Origin of the sequence: Massilia sp. TWR1-2-2 (assembly GCF_049897565.1) — a bacterium.
GTDB lineage: Bacteria > Pseudomonadota > Gammaproteobacteria > Burkholderiales > Burkholderiaceae_D > JAFCUW01.
In genome coordinates this window covers 1-16,648 of record NZ_JAFCWM010000034.1, presented here as the reverse complement: position 1 = coordinate 16,648, position 16,648 = coordinate 1, and the positions used below count along the sequence as shown (strand labels likewise).

General features: G+C 63.7%; 19 protein-coding genes. 14 read left to right on the top strand and 5 right to left on the bottom strand.

The window, feature by feature from the left end; translation table 11 throughout:
- Positions 1-107: 107 nt before the first annotated feature.
- The 5 genes from ACP7DD_RS22910 to ACP7DD_RS22890 all read left to right on the top strand — a co-directional run bounded on the left by ACP7DD_RS22910 (position 108) and on the right by ACP7DD_RS22890 (position 6,083).
- On the top strand, positions 108-740 hold the full coding sequence (locus ACP7DD_RS22910) for a methylamine utilization protein (RefSeq protein ID WP_426177212.1): 633 nt from the start codon (positions 108-110) through the stop codon (positions 738-740).
- A gap of 2 nt (positions 741-742) precedes the next feature.
- Positions 743-3,175 carry an EAL domain-containing protein gene (locus ACP7DD_RS22905; RefSeq protein ID WP_426177210.1) on the top strand — a complete coding sequence of 811 codons (2,433 nt, stop codon included), beginning with the start codon at positions 743-745 and terminating at the stop codon, positions 3,173-3,175.
- A gap of 76 nt (positions 3,176-3,251) precedes the next feature.
- Positions 3,252-5,408 (top strand): prolyl oligopeptidase family serine peptidase, encoded by a 2,157-nt coding sequence (locus ACP7DD_RS22900; protein ID WP_426177254.1) that lies wholly within the window; start codon positions 3,252-3,254, stop codon positions 5,406-5,408.
- Positions 5,409-5,506: 98 nt separating this feature from the next.
- A complete protein-coding gene (locus ACP7DD_RS22895; RefSeq protein ID WP_426177208.1) occupies positions 5,507-5,839 on the top strand; it encodes a BrnT family toxin in 333 nt (110 codons plus the stop codon).
- Positions 5,799-6,083: a BrnA antitoxin family protein gene (locus ACP7DD_RS22890; protein ID WP_426177206.1), complete on the top strand. Its 285-nt coding sequence runs from the start codon at positions 5,799-5,801 to the stop codon at positions 6,081-6,083. The genes ACP7DD_RS22895 and ACP7DD_RS22890 overlap by 41 nt, the downstream gene beginning before the upstream one ends.
- 24 nt (positions 6,084-6,107) lie before the next feature.
- Here ACP7DD_RS22890 and ACP7DD_RS22885 read toward each other — a convergent pair whose 3' ends face one another.
- Positions 6,108-6,683, bottom strand: coding sequence for a helix-turn-helix domain-containing protein (locus tag ACP7DD_RS22885; protein WP_426177205.1), 576 nt, complete (start codon positions 6,681-6,683; stop codon positions 6,108-6,110).
- Between the two features lie 53 nt (positions 6,684-6,736).
- A complete protein-coding gene (locus tag ACP7DD_RS22880) occupies positions 6,737-6,877 on the bottom strand; it encodes a hypothetical protein (RefSeq protein ID WP_426177203.1) in 141 nt (46 codons plus the stop codon).
- Between the two features lie 10 nt (positions 6,878-6,887).
- On the opposite strand from ACP7DD_RS22880, the gene kbl reads away from it, so the two are divergent.
- The 6 genes from kbl to moaD all read left to right on the top strand — a co-directional run bounded on the left by kbl (position 6,888) and on the right by moaD (position 13,657).
- Positions 6,888-8,099 (top strand): glycine C-acetyltransferase, encoded by a 1,212-nt coding sequence (gene kbl, locus ACP7DD_RS22875; protein ID WP_426177201.1) that lies wholly within the window; start codon positions 6,888-6,890, stop codon positions 8,097-8,099.
- Positions 8,100-8,121: 22 nt separating this feature from the next.
- Entirely contained in the window at positions 8,122-9,084 is a 963-nt protein-coding gene (locus ACP7DD_RS22870) for an NAD-dependent epimerase/dehydratase family protein (protein WP_426177200.1), read from the top strand.
- A gap of 35 nt (positions 9,085-9,119) precedes the next feature.
- Positions 9,120-10,517, top strand: a complete 1,398-nt coding sequence (locus ACP7DD_RS22865; RefSeq protein WP_426177198.1) for an L-serine ammonia-lyase — start codon at positions 9,120-9,122, stop codon at positions 10,515-10,517.
- 157 nt (positions 10,518-10,674) lie between these two features.
- On the top strand, positions 10,675-12,141 hold the full coding sequence (thrC, locus tag ACP7DD_RS22860; protein WP_426177196.1) for a threonine synthase: 1,467 nt from the start codon (positions 10,675-10,677) through the stop codon (positions 12,139-12,141).
- Position 12,142: 1 nt separating this feature from the next.
- Positions 12,143-13,393 carry a gephyrin-like molybdotransferase Glp gene (glp, locus tag ACP7DD_RS22855; protein ID WP_426177195.1) on the top strand — a complete coding sequence of 417 codons (1,251 nt, stop codon included), beginning with the start codon at positions 12,143-12,145 and terminating at the stop codon, positions 13,391-13,393.
- 6 nt (positions 13,394-13,399) lie between these two features.
- Positions 13,400-13,657 carry a molybdopterin converting factor subunit 1 gene (gene moaD, locus ACP7DD_RS22850; RefSeq protein WP_426177193.1) on the top strand — a complete coding sequence of 86 codons (258 nt, stop codon included), beginning with the start codon at positions 13,400-13,402 and terminating at the stop codon, positions 13,655-13,657.
- Here moaD and ACP7DD_RS22845 read toward each other — a convergent pair.
- Positions 13,654-13,842 carry a hypothetical protein gene (locus tag ACP7DD_RS22845; protein WP_426177191.1) on the bottom strand — a complete coding sequence of 63 codons (189 nt, stop codon included), beginning with the start codon at positions 13,840-13,842 and terminating at the stop codon, positions 13,654-13,656. The two genes, moaD and ACP7DD_RS22845, sit on opposite strands and share 4 nt — an antisense overlap.
- Before the next feature lie 62 nt (positions 13,843-13,904).
- Positions 13,905-14,111 carry a hypothetical protein gene (locus ACP7DD_RS22840; RefSeq protein WP_426177189.1) on the bottom strand — a complete coding sequence of 69 codons (207 nt, stop codon included), beginning with the start codon at positions 14,109-14,111 and terminating at the stop codon, positions 13,905-13,907.
- Between the two features lie 474 nt (positions 14,112-14,585).
- On the opposite strand from ACP7DD_RS22840, the gene ACP7DD_RS22835 reads away from it, so the two are divergent.
- The 3 genes from ACP7DD_RS22835 to ACP7DD_RS22825 all read left to right on the top strand — a co-directional run bounded on the left by ACP7DD_RS22835 (position 14,586) and on the right by ACP7DD_RS22825 (position 16,133).
- Positions 14,586-15,428 (top strand): hypothetical protein, encoded by an 843-nt coding sequence (locus tag ACP7DD_RS22835; protein WP_426177187.1) that lies wholly within the window; start codon positions 14,586-14,588, stop codon positions 15,426-15,428.
- Complete coding sequence (locus ACP7DD_RS22830; protein ID WP_426177185.1) at positions 15,425-15,553, top strand: hypothetical protein; 129 nt, start codon at positions 15,425-15,427, stop codon at positions 15,551-15,553. The genes ACP7DD_RS22835 and ACP7DD_RS22830 overlap by 4 nt, the downstream gene beginning before the upstream one ends.
- Before the next feature lie 217 nt (positions 15,554-15,770).
- A complete protein-coding gene (locus tag ACP7DD_RS22825) occupies positions 15,771-16,133 on the top strand; it encodes a hypothetical protein (RefSeq protein ID WP_426177184.1) in 363 nt (120 codons plus the stop codon).
- A gap of 165 nt (positions 16,134-16,298) precedes the next feature.
- Here ACP7DD_RS22825 and ACP7DD_RS22820 read toward each other — a convergent pair.
- Positions 16,299-16,648: transposase (locus tag ACP7DD_RS22820; RefSeq protein WP_426177182.1), on the bottom strand; the 350-nt coding region annotated here is incomplete at its 5' end.

Sequence of the window (16,648 nt, the reverse complement as noted above, 5' to 3'; positions counted from 1 at the left end):
CGTAGCAACGGAAAGTTCCATAGAGAATTTTTTTCCGTAGCCCTACATTTGCCGGGCGCGATGCCGTAACGTGAGTATTACTTCTATACATCATTTTGATCGTATTCATGAAAATTGTTACCCGCGGCGCCCTGTCGGCCTGTCTGTGCTTCCTTTTCGTTCCTGTTTTCGCCTCCACTGTCGTTGTGCAGGTCAACGACGCCGCCGGCCAGCCGCTTGCCGATGTGGTCGTCTATGCCGAGCCCGAGTCAGGCGCGGCAGTGCCCGGCAACCCGAAACCGGCCCTGATCGAACAGGTCGGCCTGCAGTTCAAGCCCCTGGTGAGCGTGATCCAGGCCGGCAGCCAGTTGTCGTTCCCGAATAACGACAAGGTGCGCCACCACATCTACTCGTTCTCGCCGGCCAAGAAATTCGACCAGAAGCTCTATTCCGGCGTCGCCGCCGCGCCGCAGGTGTTCGACAAGGCCGGCACGGTTGTCCTCGGCTGCAACATTCACGACCGCATGATCGCTTACGTCAAAGTGCTCGACACGCCGTATTTCGCCAAGTCCGGCGCCGACGGCGTCGCCAGGTTCGACGTGCCGGCCGCCGGCAAATACACGCTCAAGGTCTGGCACTTCAACATGGCGCCAGGCGCCGCCGCCGAACAGCCGCTGACGGTCAAGGCAGGGGACGCCGCCGCCACCTTCCGGCTTGCCATGAAGCCGCCCGTCGCCGGCAACGACACGCACGCGCACTGATAATGAAATTGGGCTTCCATAGCCTGGAAGGGCGCATCGTCACGCTGTTCCTGGTGCTGATCATCGCGCTCCAGGTTTTTGGCCTGGTGGTGATCCAGAAGGGCATCGACAGCAACGCGCGCGCCTCGATCGCGACCGAACTTGCCAACGGCGAGAAGGTCTTTCGCAAGCTGATGGAGCAAAACGCCCAGAAGCGCCGCTTCGCCGCCCAGGTGCTGTCGCGCGACACCGGTTTCGTGCAGGCGGTCGGCAACGACGCCGGCGGCGACCGTGAAACGATCAAGTCGGCGCTCGAAAACAGCGCCCATCGTGTCCGCGCCGACCTCACCTTGCTGATCGACGGCGACCGCAACGTGATGGTCTCGACCGGCATCGGCCGCGATCCGGGACTCGAAAAACTGGTGCTTGGCCTGCTCGACGAGGCCGAGAACGAAGGCGCCATCGGCACCGCGATGGTTGGCAACAAGCCGTTCCAGATCGTCGTCATGCCGGTCAAGGCGCCGATCACCATCGCCTGGATCGTGATGGGCTTTGCCATCGACCGCCAGCTGGCCGTCGACATGAAGGAGCTGTCGGCGCTCGAAGTGGCGATTGTCGCGCGCGGCGCCGACGGCCGCTGGCTGCCGGTCGACGCCACGCTCGCCCCGGCCGTCGCCGGCGCCATGGCCGCTAACCTGCCGGCCGCGGCGGCTGACCTGAAAAGCGCCTTCGACGTCGATATCGACGGCAATGAGTACAGCGCCCGCCTGGTCGACCTGGGCCGCGACGGCGACCGCGGCGCCGGCGTCATGCTTGCGCGCTCGATCGAAGAAGCCACCGCCGAATATGGCCGTCTCGAACGGCGCCTGATGTTTCTCACCATCGTCGGCATCATCATCGCCGCCGTCGCCAGCGTACTGACCGCCAAGCGCATCGCGCAGCCGCTGCGCCAGCTGGCCGGCATCGCCGCCCGGCTCGAACGGGGCGACTACCGCGTGCAGACCGGCTTCGCCGAGCGCCGCGACGAAATCGGCGCGCTCGCCCACGCCTTCGACAGCATGCGCGAGGGGATCGCCAAGCGCGAACAGGAAATCAGCCGGCTGGCGTACTGGGACCCGCTCACCAGCTTGCCGAACCGCGCCCAGTTCGTGCTGCTGCTGAACGAATCGCTGGCTGAAGCGAAAAAGCGCGAGCAGCAGGTGTTCGTGCTGATGATGGACCTCGACCGCTTCAAGCACGTCAACGACGTCATGGGCCACAGTTTTGGCGACGCCTTGCTGCGCCAGGTGGCTGGCCGCCTCCAGCTGCAGCTGGCCGGCGCCCACGAAGACGCCCACGTGGCGCGCATGGGCGGCGACGAATTTGCGGTGCTGCTGGTTGCCTGCGACATCGAAGGCGCGCATGTCATCGCCGCCAACATCCGCGCCGCGCTCGAGCAGCCCCTGTCGCTCGACGACCAGACCGTCGACATCGGCGCCGGCATCGGCATCGCCGGCTATCCGGTGCACGGTGACGACGCCAAAGCGCTGCTGTCGATGGCCGAAGTGGCGATGTACAACGCCAAGCAGCGCAACGACGGCGCGGTGGTCTACGATCCGATGATCGACAAGGCCAGCGAAACGAGCCTGTCGCTGTTGACCGAACTGCGCAACGCCATCGAAAACAACGAGTTCCGCCTGCACGTGCAGCCGAAGATGAACCTCTCCAACGGCGAAGTGGTCGGCGTCGAGTCGCTGGTGCGCTGGGCCCATCCGGTGCGCGGCAACGTCTTCCCCGACGAATTCATTCCGTTCGCCGAGCAGACCGGTTTTATCCGCGTATTGACGCATTGGGTGCTCGAGCAGTCGGCCGCGCTGTGCCGCGAAATGGCCGCCAAGGGCATCCACCTGAAGGTGTCGGTCAACCTGTCGACGCGCGACCTGCTGGACCAGGAACTGCCCAACAAATTCGGCGACATCCTGGCGCGCCACCAGGTCCTGCCGCAGTCGTTCTGCCTGGAGATCACCGAGAGCGCCATCATGGACGATCCGGTGCGCGCCCAGCAGACGCTCGAGCGATTGCACGCGATGGGCGTCGACCTGTCGATCGACGACTTCGGCACCGGTTACTCGTCGCTGGCCTACCTCAAGCGCTTGCCGGTGGACGAACTGAAGATCGACAAGTCGTTCGTGCTGAACATGGAAAACGACATCGGCGACACCAAGATCGTCCGCTCGACCATCGACCTTGGCCACAACATGGGCCTGCGCGTCGTCGCCGAGGGCATCGAGAGCGAAGCGGTGTGGCGCCTGCTCGCCGCGCTCGGCTGCGACGAGGGGCAGGGCTACTTCATGAGCCGTCCTATCCCGGGCGACAAGCTGGTCGACTGGATCCGCAACTGGGTGCCGCCGGTGCGCTCGTCGCTGCCGTACGCCGACACCAGCGACAACACCGCTACCAGCAACACCATCGGCTGAGCAAAACGCGCTATCATTTCGGCGGGCGAATCCGCCCCTTCCTCAACTCTTTACCGAGAGACTACAATCTATGCAAATGAGACATGCATCGCTGGTCGTCAGCCTGCTCGCCACGTTCGGCGCCAATGCGCTGGCCCAGACCTGCCCTGGCGGCCCCGCCGCAACGGCTTATCCGGCCTCCAAGAAGGTCGACCAGCAGGATAACTATCACGGCACCACCATCGCCGACCCGTACCGCTGGCTCGAAGACGCCAACAGCGCCGAGACCAAGGAGTGGGTCGACGCGCAGAATCGCCTGACCCAGTCGTACCTCGGCCAGATTCCGGCGCGCGAGGCGATCAAGCAGCGCCTCACCAAGCTGTGGAACTACGAGCGTTACAGCGTGCCGTACAAGGAAGGCGGGCGTTATTTCTACAGCCGCAACGACGGCCTGCAGAACCAGTCGGTGCTATACACGATGGACAAGCTGTCCGACGCGCCGCGGCTGCTGCTCGATCCGAACACCCTGGCCGCCGACGGCACCGTCGCGCTGTCAGGCACCGCCGTCAGCCCGGACGGCAAGCTGCTCGCCTACGGCACCGCCGCTTCCGGCTCCGACTGGAACGAGTGGAAGGTGCGCGACATCGCCACCGGCAAGGACTTGGGCGACCATCTGAAGTGGGTCAAGTTTTCGTCCACCTCCTGGACGCGCGACGGCAAAGGCTTCTTCTACAGCCGCTACGACGAGCCGAAGGAAGCGACCAAGCTGGCCGACGTCAACTACTTCCAGAAGCTGTACTTCCACAAGGTCGGTACGCCGCAAAGCGCCGACATCCTGGTGTACGACCGTCCGGACCAGAAGGAGTGGGGCTTCAGCGGCCAGGTCAGCGACGACGGGCGCTACCTCATCATCTCGGCCAGCCAAGGCACCGCGCGCAAGAACCGCGTGTTCTACAAGGACCTCGGCAAGCCTGATTCGACGGTGGTGGCGCTGATCGACGTGCTCGAATCGGGCTACAGCTTCATCGACAACGACGGCCCGGTGTTCTACTTCGCCACCGATAACCAGGCGCCGCGCCAGCGCATCGTCGCCATCGACACGCGCAAGCCATTGCCGGCCAACTGGAAAGTCGTGGTGCCGGAAGGCCCGCAGACGCTGGTCGGGGCAAACATGGTCAACAACCAGTTCGTCGCCAGCTACCTGGCCGACGCGCGCAGCATGGTCAAGGTCTACGACCGCAACGGCCGCATGGTGCGCGAAGTGGCGCTGCCGGGCATCGGCGCGGTATCCGGTTTCGGCGGCAAGCGCGGCGACAGCGAGACGTTCTACTCGTTTACCGGCTTCACCAACCCGACCACGATCTACCGGCTCGACCTGAAAAGCGGCGCCAGCACGGTGCTGCGCCAGCCGAAGGTCGACTTCGAGCCGTCGCAATACGAGACGCGCCAGCAGTTCTTCACCAGCCGCGATGGCACCAAGGTACCGATGTTCATCGTCTCAAAAAAAGGCCTGACGCTCGACGGCTCGAACCCGACCTACCTGTACGGCTACGGCGGCTTCAACATCTCGATGACGCCGGGCTTCTCGCCCGCTAACCTGGCGTGGATGGAAATGGGCGGCGTCTACGTGATGGCCAACCTGCGCGGCGGCGGCGAGTACGGCCAGGCCTGGCACGAAGCCGGCACCAAGCTGCAAAAGCAGAACGTGTTCGACGACTTCATCGGCGCGGCCGAATGGCTGATCGCCAACAAGGTGACGTCGCCGGCGAAACTGGCGATCGGCGGCGGCAGCAACGGCGGCCTGCTGGTCGGCGCGGCGATGACGCAGCGTCCGGATCTGTTCGGCGCGGCCATCCCGCAGGTCGGCGTGCTCGATATGTTGCGCTTCCATAAGTTCACCATCGGCTGGGCCTGGGCTTCGGACTACGGCTCGTCCGACAATCCGGAGCAGTTCAAGGCGCTGGTGAAGTATTCGCCGCTTCACAACCTGAAGGCGGGCGGCTGCTATCCGGCCACGATGATCACCACGGCCGACCATGATGACCGCGTGGTGCCGGCGCACAGCTTCAAGTTCGCCGCCGCCGCCCAGGCAGCGCAGGCCGGCCCCGCGCCGATCCTGATCCGCATCGACGTCAAGGCCGGCCACGGCGCCGGCAAGCCGACCGCCAAGCAGATCGAGGAAGTGGCCGACCGCTGGGGCTTCCTTAGCCGCGCGCTGCAGATGGACGCCCCGGCCAAGGTCGCAGCGCAGTAAGACGACGCTGCATCGGGCAAGGCGCTGGGCGAGAAATTGTCCAGCGCCTTTTTTTTGCGGGATCGCTTCGATTTCTCAGCGGAACTTCGCACCAATAGATGAGTCAAAAGGAGAGTCCAATTTCCTTGACCTCTCAATTTCGCGAATCTACACTGATTATGTTAATCGAATGTGATTCACGCAAACGCGAATGGACTCGGAGGCACAGGGGTCTGGACTTCCAAGATGCGGCGGACGTTTTTGCAGGACCTACCATTGACGGCGTGGACTCGCGGTACGATTACGGCGAGCAACGCATTCGTACATTTGGTGCGCTTAAGGGGCGATGGGTCATCGTGGTCTGGACACCACGCGGTGCAGTGCGACGGATTATTTCGATGAGGTACGCAAATGAGCGGGAAATTAGACAAAATGCCAGCAGGGTGGGTTGATCCTGACGATGCGCCTGAGCTCACCGCTGAGTTTTTCGAGAAAGCCACGCCAATGATTGGCGGTCGCGAAGTTTCGTTCGAGGAGTACGCGCGTGCAGTCAGGGCGGCGATACCGATAGACAAGATACCAGTGACGATTCACCTAGACGCCGATATACTCGCCGCCTTCAGGTCTACTGGCGATGGCTGGGATGACAGGATCAACGATGCTTTACGCGACTGGTTAAAAATAAACCTGCGCTGATCCGGCTGTCCGAGCCGAACGCCTTCAACGGTGCACCACAACCAGCAGCGCCTTCGCCTCAGTCTTGCCGATGTTACGGATCACGTGCCCCTGGTCGGCCGCGTAGCGCGCGGTGGCGCCGATCTTGACCTTCTTCTTGATCACGCCTACTTCCACTTCGAGCGCGCCGTGCGTCACCGTCAGGTGTTCGCCCGTGCCCGGATCATGCGCCTGCGAGGCCAGCTCGCCGCCCGGCGCCAAGGTCAGTTCGTACCACTCGTACTTGCCGGCCAGGTCCATCGGGCCGAGGATCCGCAACACATAGCCGGCATGGGCGCCGGGCAGGGTAGGGGTCTCGTGCGCCTCCAGCACCCGGATCGGCTCGACCTCGCGCGTTTCCGCCGTCAGCAGTTCGCCGATCGCCACCCCCAGCGCATTGGCCAGGCGCCACGTGATGGCAATGGTCGGGTTGGCCTTTTCGCGTTCGATTTGCGATAACATGGACTTCGATACCCCCGCGATGCGCGACAGGTCTTCCAGCGTCAGCCCGCGCGCCAGCCTTAGCCGCTGCAAGGTGGCGCCCACTTCAGGCGGGGAATTGCTAGATACAGGAGTAGTCATGGTCTTGTGTGCGGGAAATGATCGGGACTATCAGCAATGGAAGCTTGCCAAGTTCAACCGGCTTCGGTAATATCCATTATATTGAATTCCAGTTCGACATAATGGATTTTTGGAGCTCCATTTAAATCGTGCAGGATACGCAACAGACGGTACAGCATACCGCGACAGTCGGTCAAGCCGGCAATCACCACCATGAGGATAAAGATGAGCGACCAAGCGAAAGCCACGTTTTTCAGCGCGCTGCAAACCAGCCTCGACACCCTGCGCGAGCAGGGCCTGTACAAGCCCGAGCGCGTGCTCGCCTCGCGCCAGGGCGCCGAAGTCGAGGGCGCCGACGGCCGCCACCTGATCAACATGTGCGCCAATAACTACCTCGGCCTGTCGGGCGACCTGCAAACCCAGCAAGCGGCCATCGCCGCCACCGAAAAGTACGGCTATGGCCTGTCGTCGGTGCGCTTCATTTGCGGCACCCAGACCGTCCACAAGGAACTCGAGCAGGCCATCTCGAGCTTCCTCGGCATGGAAGACACGATCCTGTACGCCGCCGCCTTCGATGCCAACGGCGGCCTGTTCGAGCCGCTGTTCGACGAAAACGACGCCATCATCTCGGACGCGCTGAACCACGCCTCGATCATCGACGGCATCCGCCTGTGCAAGGCGGCGCGCTACCGCTACCAGAACAACGACATGGCCGACCTCGAAGCGCAGCTGCAGGCCGCGCACGCCGCCGGCAAGCGCCACAAGGTAATCTGCACCGACGGCGTGTTCTCGATGGACGGCACCATCGCCAAGCTGAACGAAATCTGCGACCTGGCCGACAAGTACGGCGCCCTCGTCATGATCGACGAGTCGCACGCCTCCGGCTTCATGGGCGCCACCGGCCGCGGCACCCACGAGCACCACAACGTCATGGGCCGCATCGACATCATCACCGGCACGCTCGGCAAGGCACTCGGCGGCGCCATGGGCGGCTTCACCGCCGCCGGCAAGGAAGTGATCGACACGCTGCGCCAGAAGTCGCGTCCCTACCTGTTCTCCAACACGCTCGCGCCGATGATCGCCGGCGCCTCGCTGTCTGTCCTCAAGCGCATCACCGCCTCGACCGAACTGCGCGACCGCCTGCACGAAAACACCGCCTACTTCCGCAAGGAGATCGAGCGCATCGGCTTCACCATCAAGCCGGGCACCCACCCGGTGGTGCCGGTGATGCTGTTCGAGGCGCCGGTGGCGCAGAAATTCGCCGCCCGCATGTACGAACTCGGCGTGCTGCTGTCGGGCTTCTTTTACCCGGTGGTGCCGATGGGCCAGGCGCGCGTGCGCGTCCAGCTGTCCGCCGCCCACACCCGCGAGCAGCTCGACATCGTGCTCAAGGCGTTCGAGCAGGCCGGCCGCGAACTTGGCATCCTGAAGAATTAACGTAACAAGCACAAGGTATCTCATGGAACGTATCCTCATCATCGGCGCCAACGGCCAAATCGGCAGTGAACTGGTCGGCGCGCTGGCAGCGCAGCACGGCGAAGCGAACGTCTTCGCCGCCGACATCGGCGCCACCAACGTCTACCACGCCAAGCGCTACGTCCAGCTCGACGTGCTCGACAAGCCGCGCCTCGAATCGCTCGTCGCCGACGAACGCATCACCCAGATCTACCAGCTCGCCGCGCTGCTGTCGGCCACCGGCGAACAGATGCCGCTCAAAGCGTGGACCTTGAACATGGACGGCCTGCTCAACATCCTCGAAGTCGCCCGCGAGCGCGGCGAAGCGGGCAAGCCGCTGCGCGTGTTCTGGCCGTCGTCGATCGCCGCCTTCGGCCCGAACACGCCGCCGGTCAATACGCCGCAATACACGGTGATGGATCCGACGTCGATCTACGGCATCAGCAAGCTGGCGGGCGAACGCCTGTGCGAATACTATTTCACCAAGTACGGCGTCGACGTGCGCAGCATCCGCTACCCCGGCATCATCAGCTTCAAGTCGCCTCCGGGCGGCGGCACCACCGACTACGCAATCGCCATCTTCCATTCCGCGTTGAAGGGCGAGCCGTACGAGTGTTTCCTCGAAGCGCAGACCACGCTGCCGATGATTTACATGCCCGACGCCATCCGCGCCACCATCGAACTGATGGACGCGCCGGCCGCCAAGGTCGCAATCCGCTCATCCTATAATGTCGCCGGCGTGTCGTTCAACCCGCGCGAACTGGCCGAGGCGATCAAGCGCGTGCTGCCGGCCTTCGAGATAAGCTACCAGCCCGACAGCCGCCAGGCGATCGCCGCGACCTGGCCGCAAAGCCTCGACGACAGCGCCGCCACTGCCGACTGGGGTTGGAAAGCGCAGATCGGCATCACCGCGATGGTGGCCGACATGCTCGAAAATATCGACGTCGGCCTCGGCCAGGCCGCCTGATTCGTCCCATAATAAGAATATATTCGGAGACAACGATGGACATGAGTGTATTCGACCTGTTCAAGATAGGCATCGGGCCTTCCAGCTCGCACACGGTGGGTCCAATGGTCGCGGCGCGCCGCTTCCTGGTCGAATGCGGCCCGCTCGACGACGCCACCGCGATTGAAGTCGGCCTGTATGGCTCGCTCGCGCTGACCGGCATCGGCCACGCCACCGACAAGGCCATCATCCTCGGCCTGATGGGCGCAACGCCGCAGGGCGTCAACCCCGAGCAGGTCGATGACATGCTGGCCGAAGTCGAACTCGATGGCGCCATCCGGCTGCTGGGCCAAAAGGAAGTGCCGTTCAGCGCCAAAACCGGCCTGGCCTGGAACCGCGCGTCGACGCTGCCGGAGCACCCGAACGGCATGCGTTTCAAGCTCACCAAGCTTGACGGCAGCGTCATCGAACGCATCTTCTACTCGGTCGGCGGCGGCTTCATTCACGCCGCCGGCGAGTCGCACGCGCGCCAGGGCGCCGGCGCCGGCGCCGCGCCGATTCCTTATGCCTTCGATACGATGGACCAGCTGCTCGCGCACGGCAAAGCGGGCGGCCTGACGATCCCGCAGATGTTGCGCGCCAATGAATGCGCCCACATGAGCGAGGAAGATCTCGACGCCGGCATCGACAATATCTGGCAGGTCATGCGCGACTGTATCGCCCACGGCCTGGTCACCGACGGCCAGCTGCCGGGCGGCCTGAACGTGAAGCGCCGCGCCGCCAACCTGTGGCGCCAGGCGCTGGCAGCGAAAAACGGCGACAACCGCGCCAACGACCTGCCGCACGACGCGCTGCATCAGGTCAGCCTGTACGCGATGGCCGTCAACGAGGAAAACGCCGCCGGCGGAAGAGTCGTGACGGCGCCGACCAATGGCGCGGCCGGTATCATCCCGGCGGTGATGCGCTACTATGCCGAGGATTGCCGGCCCAGCGACCCGGTCAAGGGCGTGCGCGAGTTCATGCTGACGGCAGCTGCCATCGGCATGCTGTGCAAGAAGAACGCCTCGATCTCCGGCGCCGAAATCGGTTGCCAGGGCGAAGTCGGTGTGGCCTGCGCGATGGCTGCCGCCGGTCTGGTGGCGGCCCTCGGCGGCGCCAACGAGCAGATCGAGAACGCGGCCGAAATCGGCATCGAGCACCACCTGGGCATGACGTGCGACCCGATCGGCGGCCTGGTGCAGATTCCGTGCATCGAGCGTAACGGCATGGGGGCGATCAAGGCGATTACCGCGGCGTCGCTGGCGTTAAAGGGAGACGGCACCCACTTTGTCAGCCTCGATGATGTCATCGAAACGATGCGCCAGACCGGCGCCGACATGCAGGACAAGTACAAGGAAACGTCGCTGGGCGGCTTGGCGATTCACGTCGTCACGGTCAACCACGCCGCCTGCTAGCTGATTCGGGGTCTGACCTAGGTCAGACCACATCGAAGCAGTATAAGTTCAGTTAAAAAGGGCGCCGGCTGCGCCCGGCCATGCCGTTGCCCAAGAAAATCCCGGTCGAACTATAATAAACGCTCGATCGCAGCGTAAACCGGACTTTTCTCACTGTATGCAATACGTCTCCACTCGCGCCACGCCGGCGTCCCAACCCCAGCAATTTTCCAGTATCCTGCTCGGCGGCCTCGCGCCCGACGGCGGCCTGTATCTGCCGTCCGCATATCCACAAGTGACGGGTGCGCAGCTCGATGCATGGCGCAAGCTGTCGTACGCCGACCTGGCGTACGAAATCCTGAGCAAATTTGCGACCGATATTCCGGATGCCGACCTGAAGGCGCTGACGGCCAAGACGTACACGCCGGCGGTGTATCGCAACGTGCGCGACGGCGAATCGGCCGCCGACATCACGCCGCTGCGATTGCTCGAACAAGACGGCGACAAGACCTTGATCCTGCAAGCGCTGTCGAACGGTCCGACGCTGGCGTTCAAGGACATGGCGATGCAGCTGCTCGGTAACCTGTTCGAGTACACGCTGGCCAAGGAAGACGCCGAACTCAATATCTTCGGTGCGACGTCGGGCGACACCGGCAGCGCCGCCGAATACGCCATGCGCGGCAAGAAGGGCATCCGCGTCTTCATGCTCTCGCCGCACAAGAAGATGAGCGCATTCCAGAGTGCGCAGATGTTCAGCCTGCAGGACCCGAACATCTTCAACATCGCAGTCGAAGGCGTGTTCGACGACTGCCAGGACATGGTGAAGGCGGTATCGAACGACCTGCGCTTCAAGGCCATGCAGAAGATCGGCACCGTCAATTCGATCAACTGGGCGCGCGTCGTTGCCCAGGTGGTGTACTACTTCCGCGGCTACCTGGCTGCGACGACCGACAACACGCAGAAAGTGTCGTTTACTGTCCCTTCCGGGAACTTCGGCAATATCTGCGCCGGTCACATTGCGCGCATGATGGGACTGCCGATCGACAAACTGGTCGCCGCCACCAACGAAAACGACGTGCTTGACGAATTCTTCCGCACCGGCGTGTACCGGGTGCGCAGGTCGGCCGAGACGTACCACACCAGCAGCCCGTCGATGGACATCTCGAAGGCGTCGAACTTCGAGCGCTTCGTGTTCGACCTGGTCGGGCGCGATCCTGCGCGCGTGGGGGCGCTGTTCCACAAGGTCGAGACCGAAGGCGGTTTCGATTTGTCGGGTAAACCTGGCAGCGACGGCGACGAGTGGGCGCAAGTGGCCCAGTATGGCTTCCTGTCGGGCCGCTCGACGCACAAGGACCGGGTCGCGACGATCCGCGACGTGCAGGACGATTGCGGCATCACCATCGACACCCATACCGCCGACGGCGTCAAGGTCGCGCGCGAGCACATGGCGCCGGGCGTGCCGATGATCGTGCTCGAGACGGCGCTGGCGGCGAAGTTCAACGAGACCATACTTGAAGCGCTGGGCCTGGACGCCGAGCGGCCGGCCGGCTTCGAAGACATCGAATCGCGGCCGCAGAAATTCGTGGTCATGAAGGCGGACGTGGCGGCCATGAAGGCCTACATCGCCGCCAATACGGGGCTTTAACATGAGTGAGACCGCCAACAGGCCGCCGATGCTGGCGGTGCGTGATGCGCTGGACTTCCTGCTTGACGCGGCCCGTCCGGTGGCCGAATCCGAGATTGTCGCGACGCTGGGCGCCAACGGGCGCGTGCTGGCCGAGGCGCAGGCGTCGACGATCGACGTGCCGTCGGCCGACAACACCCAGATGGATGGCTACGCGGTGCGCTCGCAAGACTGCGCCGGCGGCGCGGCCAGGTTGACGGTCAGCCAGCGCATTGCGGCCGGCCACGTCGGCAAGTACCTCGATGCCGGCTGCGCCGCGCGTATCTTCACCGGCGCCATGATCCCGGACGGCGCTGACGCTGTCGTGATGCAGGAGCAGTGCACGCTGAACGACGACGGCACGGTGACGATCAACCATGCCCCGCAGGCCGGCGAATGGATCCGCCGCGCCGGCGAGGACATCACCAGCGGCGCGCTGATCCTGGCGGCCGGCACGCGGTTGCGCAGCCAGGAGCTGGGGCTGGCCTCGTCGGTGGGGCTGGCGATGCTGCCGGTGCGGCGCAAGCTGCGCGTGGCGGTGTTTTTCACCGGCGACGAACTGACGATGCCGGGCGAAGCGCCCGGCGGCCAGCTGGCGCCGGGCGCGATCTACAATTCGAACCGCTTCATCTTGCGCGCACTGCTGGAAAACCTCGGCTGCACCATCGCCGATTTCGGCATCGTGCCCGACACGCTCGAGGCCACGCGCGAGACGCTGCGCAATGCCGCGCGCGAGAACGACCTGATCATCACGTCGGGCGGCGTGTCGGTCGGCGAGGAAGACCACATCAAGCCGGCGGTGGAAGCGGAAGGGCGCCTGAACATGTGGCAGATCGCCGTCAAGCCGGGCAAGCCGCTCGCCTTCGGCGAAGTGCGGCGCGACGGCGGCGAGGCTTTTTTCCTCGGCCTGCCCGGCAACCCGGTATCGAGCTTCATCACATTTTTGCTGTTCGTGCGGCCATTCATCCTGCGCCTGCAGGGCGTCACGACGCCGGTCGAGCCGCGCGCGTTCGCCATGCGGGCCGACTTCGACTGGCCCAAGGCCGACCGGCGCAACGAGTTCCTGCGCGCGCGCATCAACGACGAAGGCGGACTCGATCTGTTCCCGAACCAGGGCTCGGGCGTGCTGACGTCGACCGTCTGGGGCGATGGCCTGATCGACAATCCACCAGGCCATCGTGTCGCGCGCGGCGACACGGTGCGCTTCATCCCATTTGGCGAATTACTGCATTAGGCATCCATGAACATCAATTTGCGTTTTTTTGCCAGCGTGCGCGAGGCGCTCGGCGTGTCGCAAGAAGTGGCAAACCTGCCGGCCGGCGTGACCACTGTGGGCGGCGTGCGCGATTTCCTGCATGCGCGCGGCGGCGCATGGGCCGAGGCGCTGGCACCGGAGCGTTCCTTGCGCATGGCCTGCAACCAGGTGATGTGCGATGCCGACACCGAGATCGGCGACGGCTGCGAAGTGGCGTTTTTCCCGCCGGTGACAGGCGGCTAGCCCTTGCGCGAGCGCAGGTAGCGCGCGCCGATGAAGATCGCCGACGTCGCCAGCGCGAACACCAGCGACAGCCAGATTCCGTCGCCCAGCTGTTTGCCGCCGATCAGGTCGACGACGACGAGCAGCGCGAACATCGACGCCGCCGCCAGTACATACTGCAAAATCCAATATCGAACGCCTTGCATGGTGTCTCCCGTGTTGTTATGGAGGTGATCATAACCGACGCCGTCGGCCCACGCCATATCGATTAGCCGGCCTGGCGTTCGAGCCAGGCGACGATGCCGTCCAGGTGACGAAAGTCCGCCACCGAGCTGCACGCGTGGGTGGCGCGCGTGCAGCATGCGTGCCGTTCCAGCGCCTGCGTCATGGCATTGCGCGGTGGCGCAGTGCTTCCCACTTCACGTGGCACCGTGCTGGCCTGGCTTGGGCAGAGCAGCGGCAGGCGTGCGCTCATGGCTGCGCGACCGCGTACACCAGGCACGTGGCGGCAAGCACGTCGGCCACACCGCCCGCGCTTGCCAATCTAGCGCATGTCGGTATCGTCCAGGTGGAAATGTCGGGGGAGTCGCGGGGCCAAGGCAAGCCGACGTAGCGACGTAGTTTTGCGTTGGTCGTTTGCAGGGCGGCTGATTGACGTTAATACTCCTGCTGAGCGTTGACCGAGCCATTCGCCCGGGTGGCATCGTCCTGCGTTCAAACAGCTAGCTGAACAATTCACATTTGTCGACTATGCGATTTGCTAGGATTGATTGCCATAAAGCACTAGCAATAGCATCCGGCTTCCCGTAGCCTCTACTCCATAGAAAATAACGATTATTCAGAAAGTGCAACAGCTCCTGCATCAGTGTCTTCCCTTACGTGGGCAAGCCTGTGAGGCTGACCCCGTCGCGCAAGCAAGAACGTCGACGCCAACCGAGAAAAGAAGGCGATGCCCAAGTACCTGAAGAGTCCGAGTCCCATGTCTTCGTTATCGCCGGCGATCGTTGCTGGCATCAGCATTGCCGCATTCGTGCTTCCTGCGACAGCGCAGCAGACTTCGCAGTACACGGAACAAGGACAGTTGATCCGGGCGCCGCAAGCGCTCGGGGTGCTCGGCGAAGACCTATTCGGCGACAGCACCAACTTCTATACTGGGTCGCTCGAATTCATCCAGACCGACGTCAGCGTTCCCGGCAACAGCGCGCTTCCGGTGGGCATGGGCCGGCGCATGAAGAGCGGCGCGGCGCTAGAGTCGTCGGGCCATTTCGGCAATTGGGACATGGAGATCCCATATCTGCACGGCATATTCGCCACCGGATGGAATACCGGCTTGGGTACCGATTCGACCCGGCGCTGCAGCAAGTTCGGGGCGCCGATGGATGCTCAGAGCAACTATACCAACAATGCCGCCGTGTTCAAGGCGACCGAGTTTTGGCATGGCAATTACATTTATGTGCCCGGCAAGGGCGATCAGGAGATGCTACGCCGTAGTGCCGGCAATACCCAAGCGCCGGACGGTCTATCGGCCAACTATCCGGTGCTCACACGCGACAACTGGCAGTTCAGTTGCCTGACGCAGGGTGCAGCCGAGTTTTTCGTCGCGCGTGCCCCGGTTGGGACCACCTATCGCTTCGATTGGGAAGTCTCGCGTGCCGCTTCGCGCCGGTCGAAGACGAATGCCGGACCGGATCGGGCCGCGTTCGCCATGGGAGGGCAGGGTGTCGATGGCAATCAACAAGGCAAATCGACCACGCCCACGCCTACGCCAGCACAAGCGTGGCGGCGACGATGACGCAGGGGCAAAGCTATCCGATCGCCGTGACGATGAAAAACACGGGCGGTACCACCTGGCCGGCAGGGGCGACTGACCGGCTCGGGTCGGCCAATCCGCTGAACAACCTGACGCCGGCGCATTGAACGCTTACGACAAGCGGCGGTCGGGGCAAGAGCGAGCGCAGTCGGCGCCCGGTCGGGCCTCGGTCGGTGGCTGGTCGGCCGGCGGTCGGGGCGCGGCATTTGCTGCGAAGCCAGTGCCGGCTAGGGCTGCCGTGGATGACGCCTTGTTTGAGCCTGAAAACGCACATCCTGCGGCAAACGGCCATGCGCCGGTCGTCGCCGTACTGGCGGGCGAATCATGACAGCCACGCGTGCCAAAAAGCCGCTGCACGCCGGGGATCCGTCGATTGCCGGCGGCTTTCACGGCCACCTGGTCGGCTTCATCGACTGGCTGCGCGCGATGCGCTACTCGGAGCACACCATCAGGACGCGCCGCATCGACCTGGGCTACTTCATCGACTGGTGCGAGGAGCGTGCCGTGCGAACGCCGCAGGAGGTGACGCGGGCCATGCTGGAACGCTACCGGCAGTATGTGTTCGCCTACCGGCGGCAGCGCGACGGCCTGCCGCTGTCGTTCAACTGCCAGGGCACGCGACTTTTGGCGGTGCGGGTGTTCTTCTGTACAGCACCGGTATGCGGCGCGCCGAACTGGTTGCGCTAGCAGCCTGTCGGACTTGAAGTTTTGCGCTTGTAGCGCGTGACGTTTCTGCGGAGTTAGCGTTATTTTTTTAATCGCCGACCGCGTTGGTCACCGAAATGGACGTTCCGGCGCCTTTCGCGGATACTGGTGCGGTCTTTTTTCAGCGATCGCCTCCCTTTGGACACTTCAGGCCATGTTCAATGCGTTCATTCGCTTGATGTTCCATGCAAGGGCGACCAGGTTCCATTCGTGGCCCACGTGTTTCACGCCGCGCAGCACGAATTGGCGGAATTTCATCGCCTGTTTGATGATGCCGAACACGGGTTCGACCGTCTGCTTGCGTAAGCCGTAGTCGGCTCGCCCGCTTCGGGTCTTGAGTCGGTGCGCCATGGTGGCGAGCACATCGGCATCGTCGTTCAGTGGCGCTGGCTCGGTGAAGCGTTCGAGCACGGGTTCATGATGCTGCGATCGTTTCATCGCGATCAGAGGGACGATGCCAGCCTGTTCGCACGCATCGACATTGGCGGCGCTGAAGT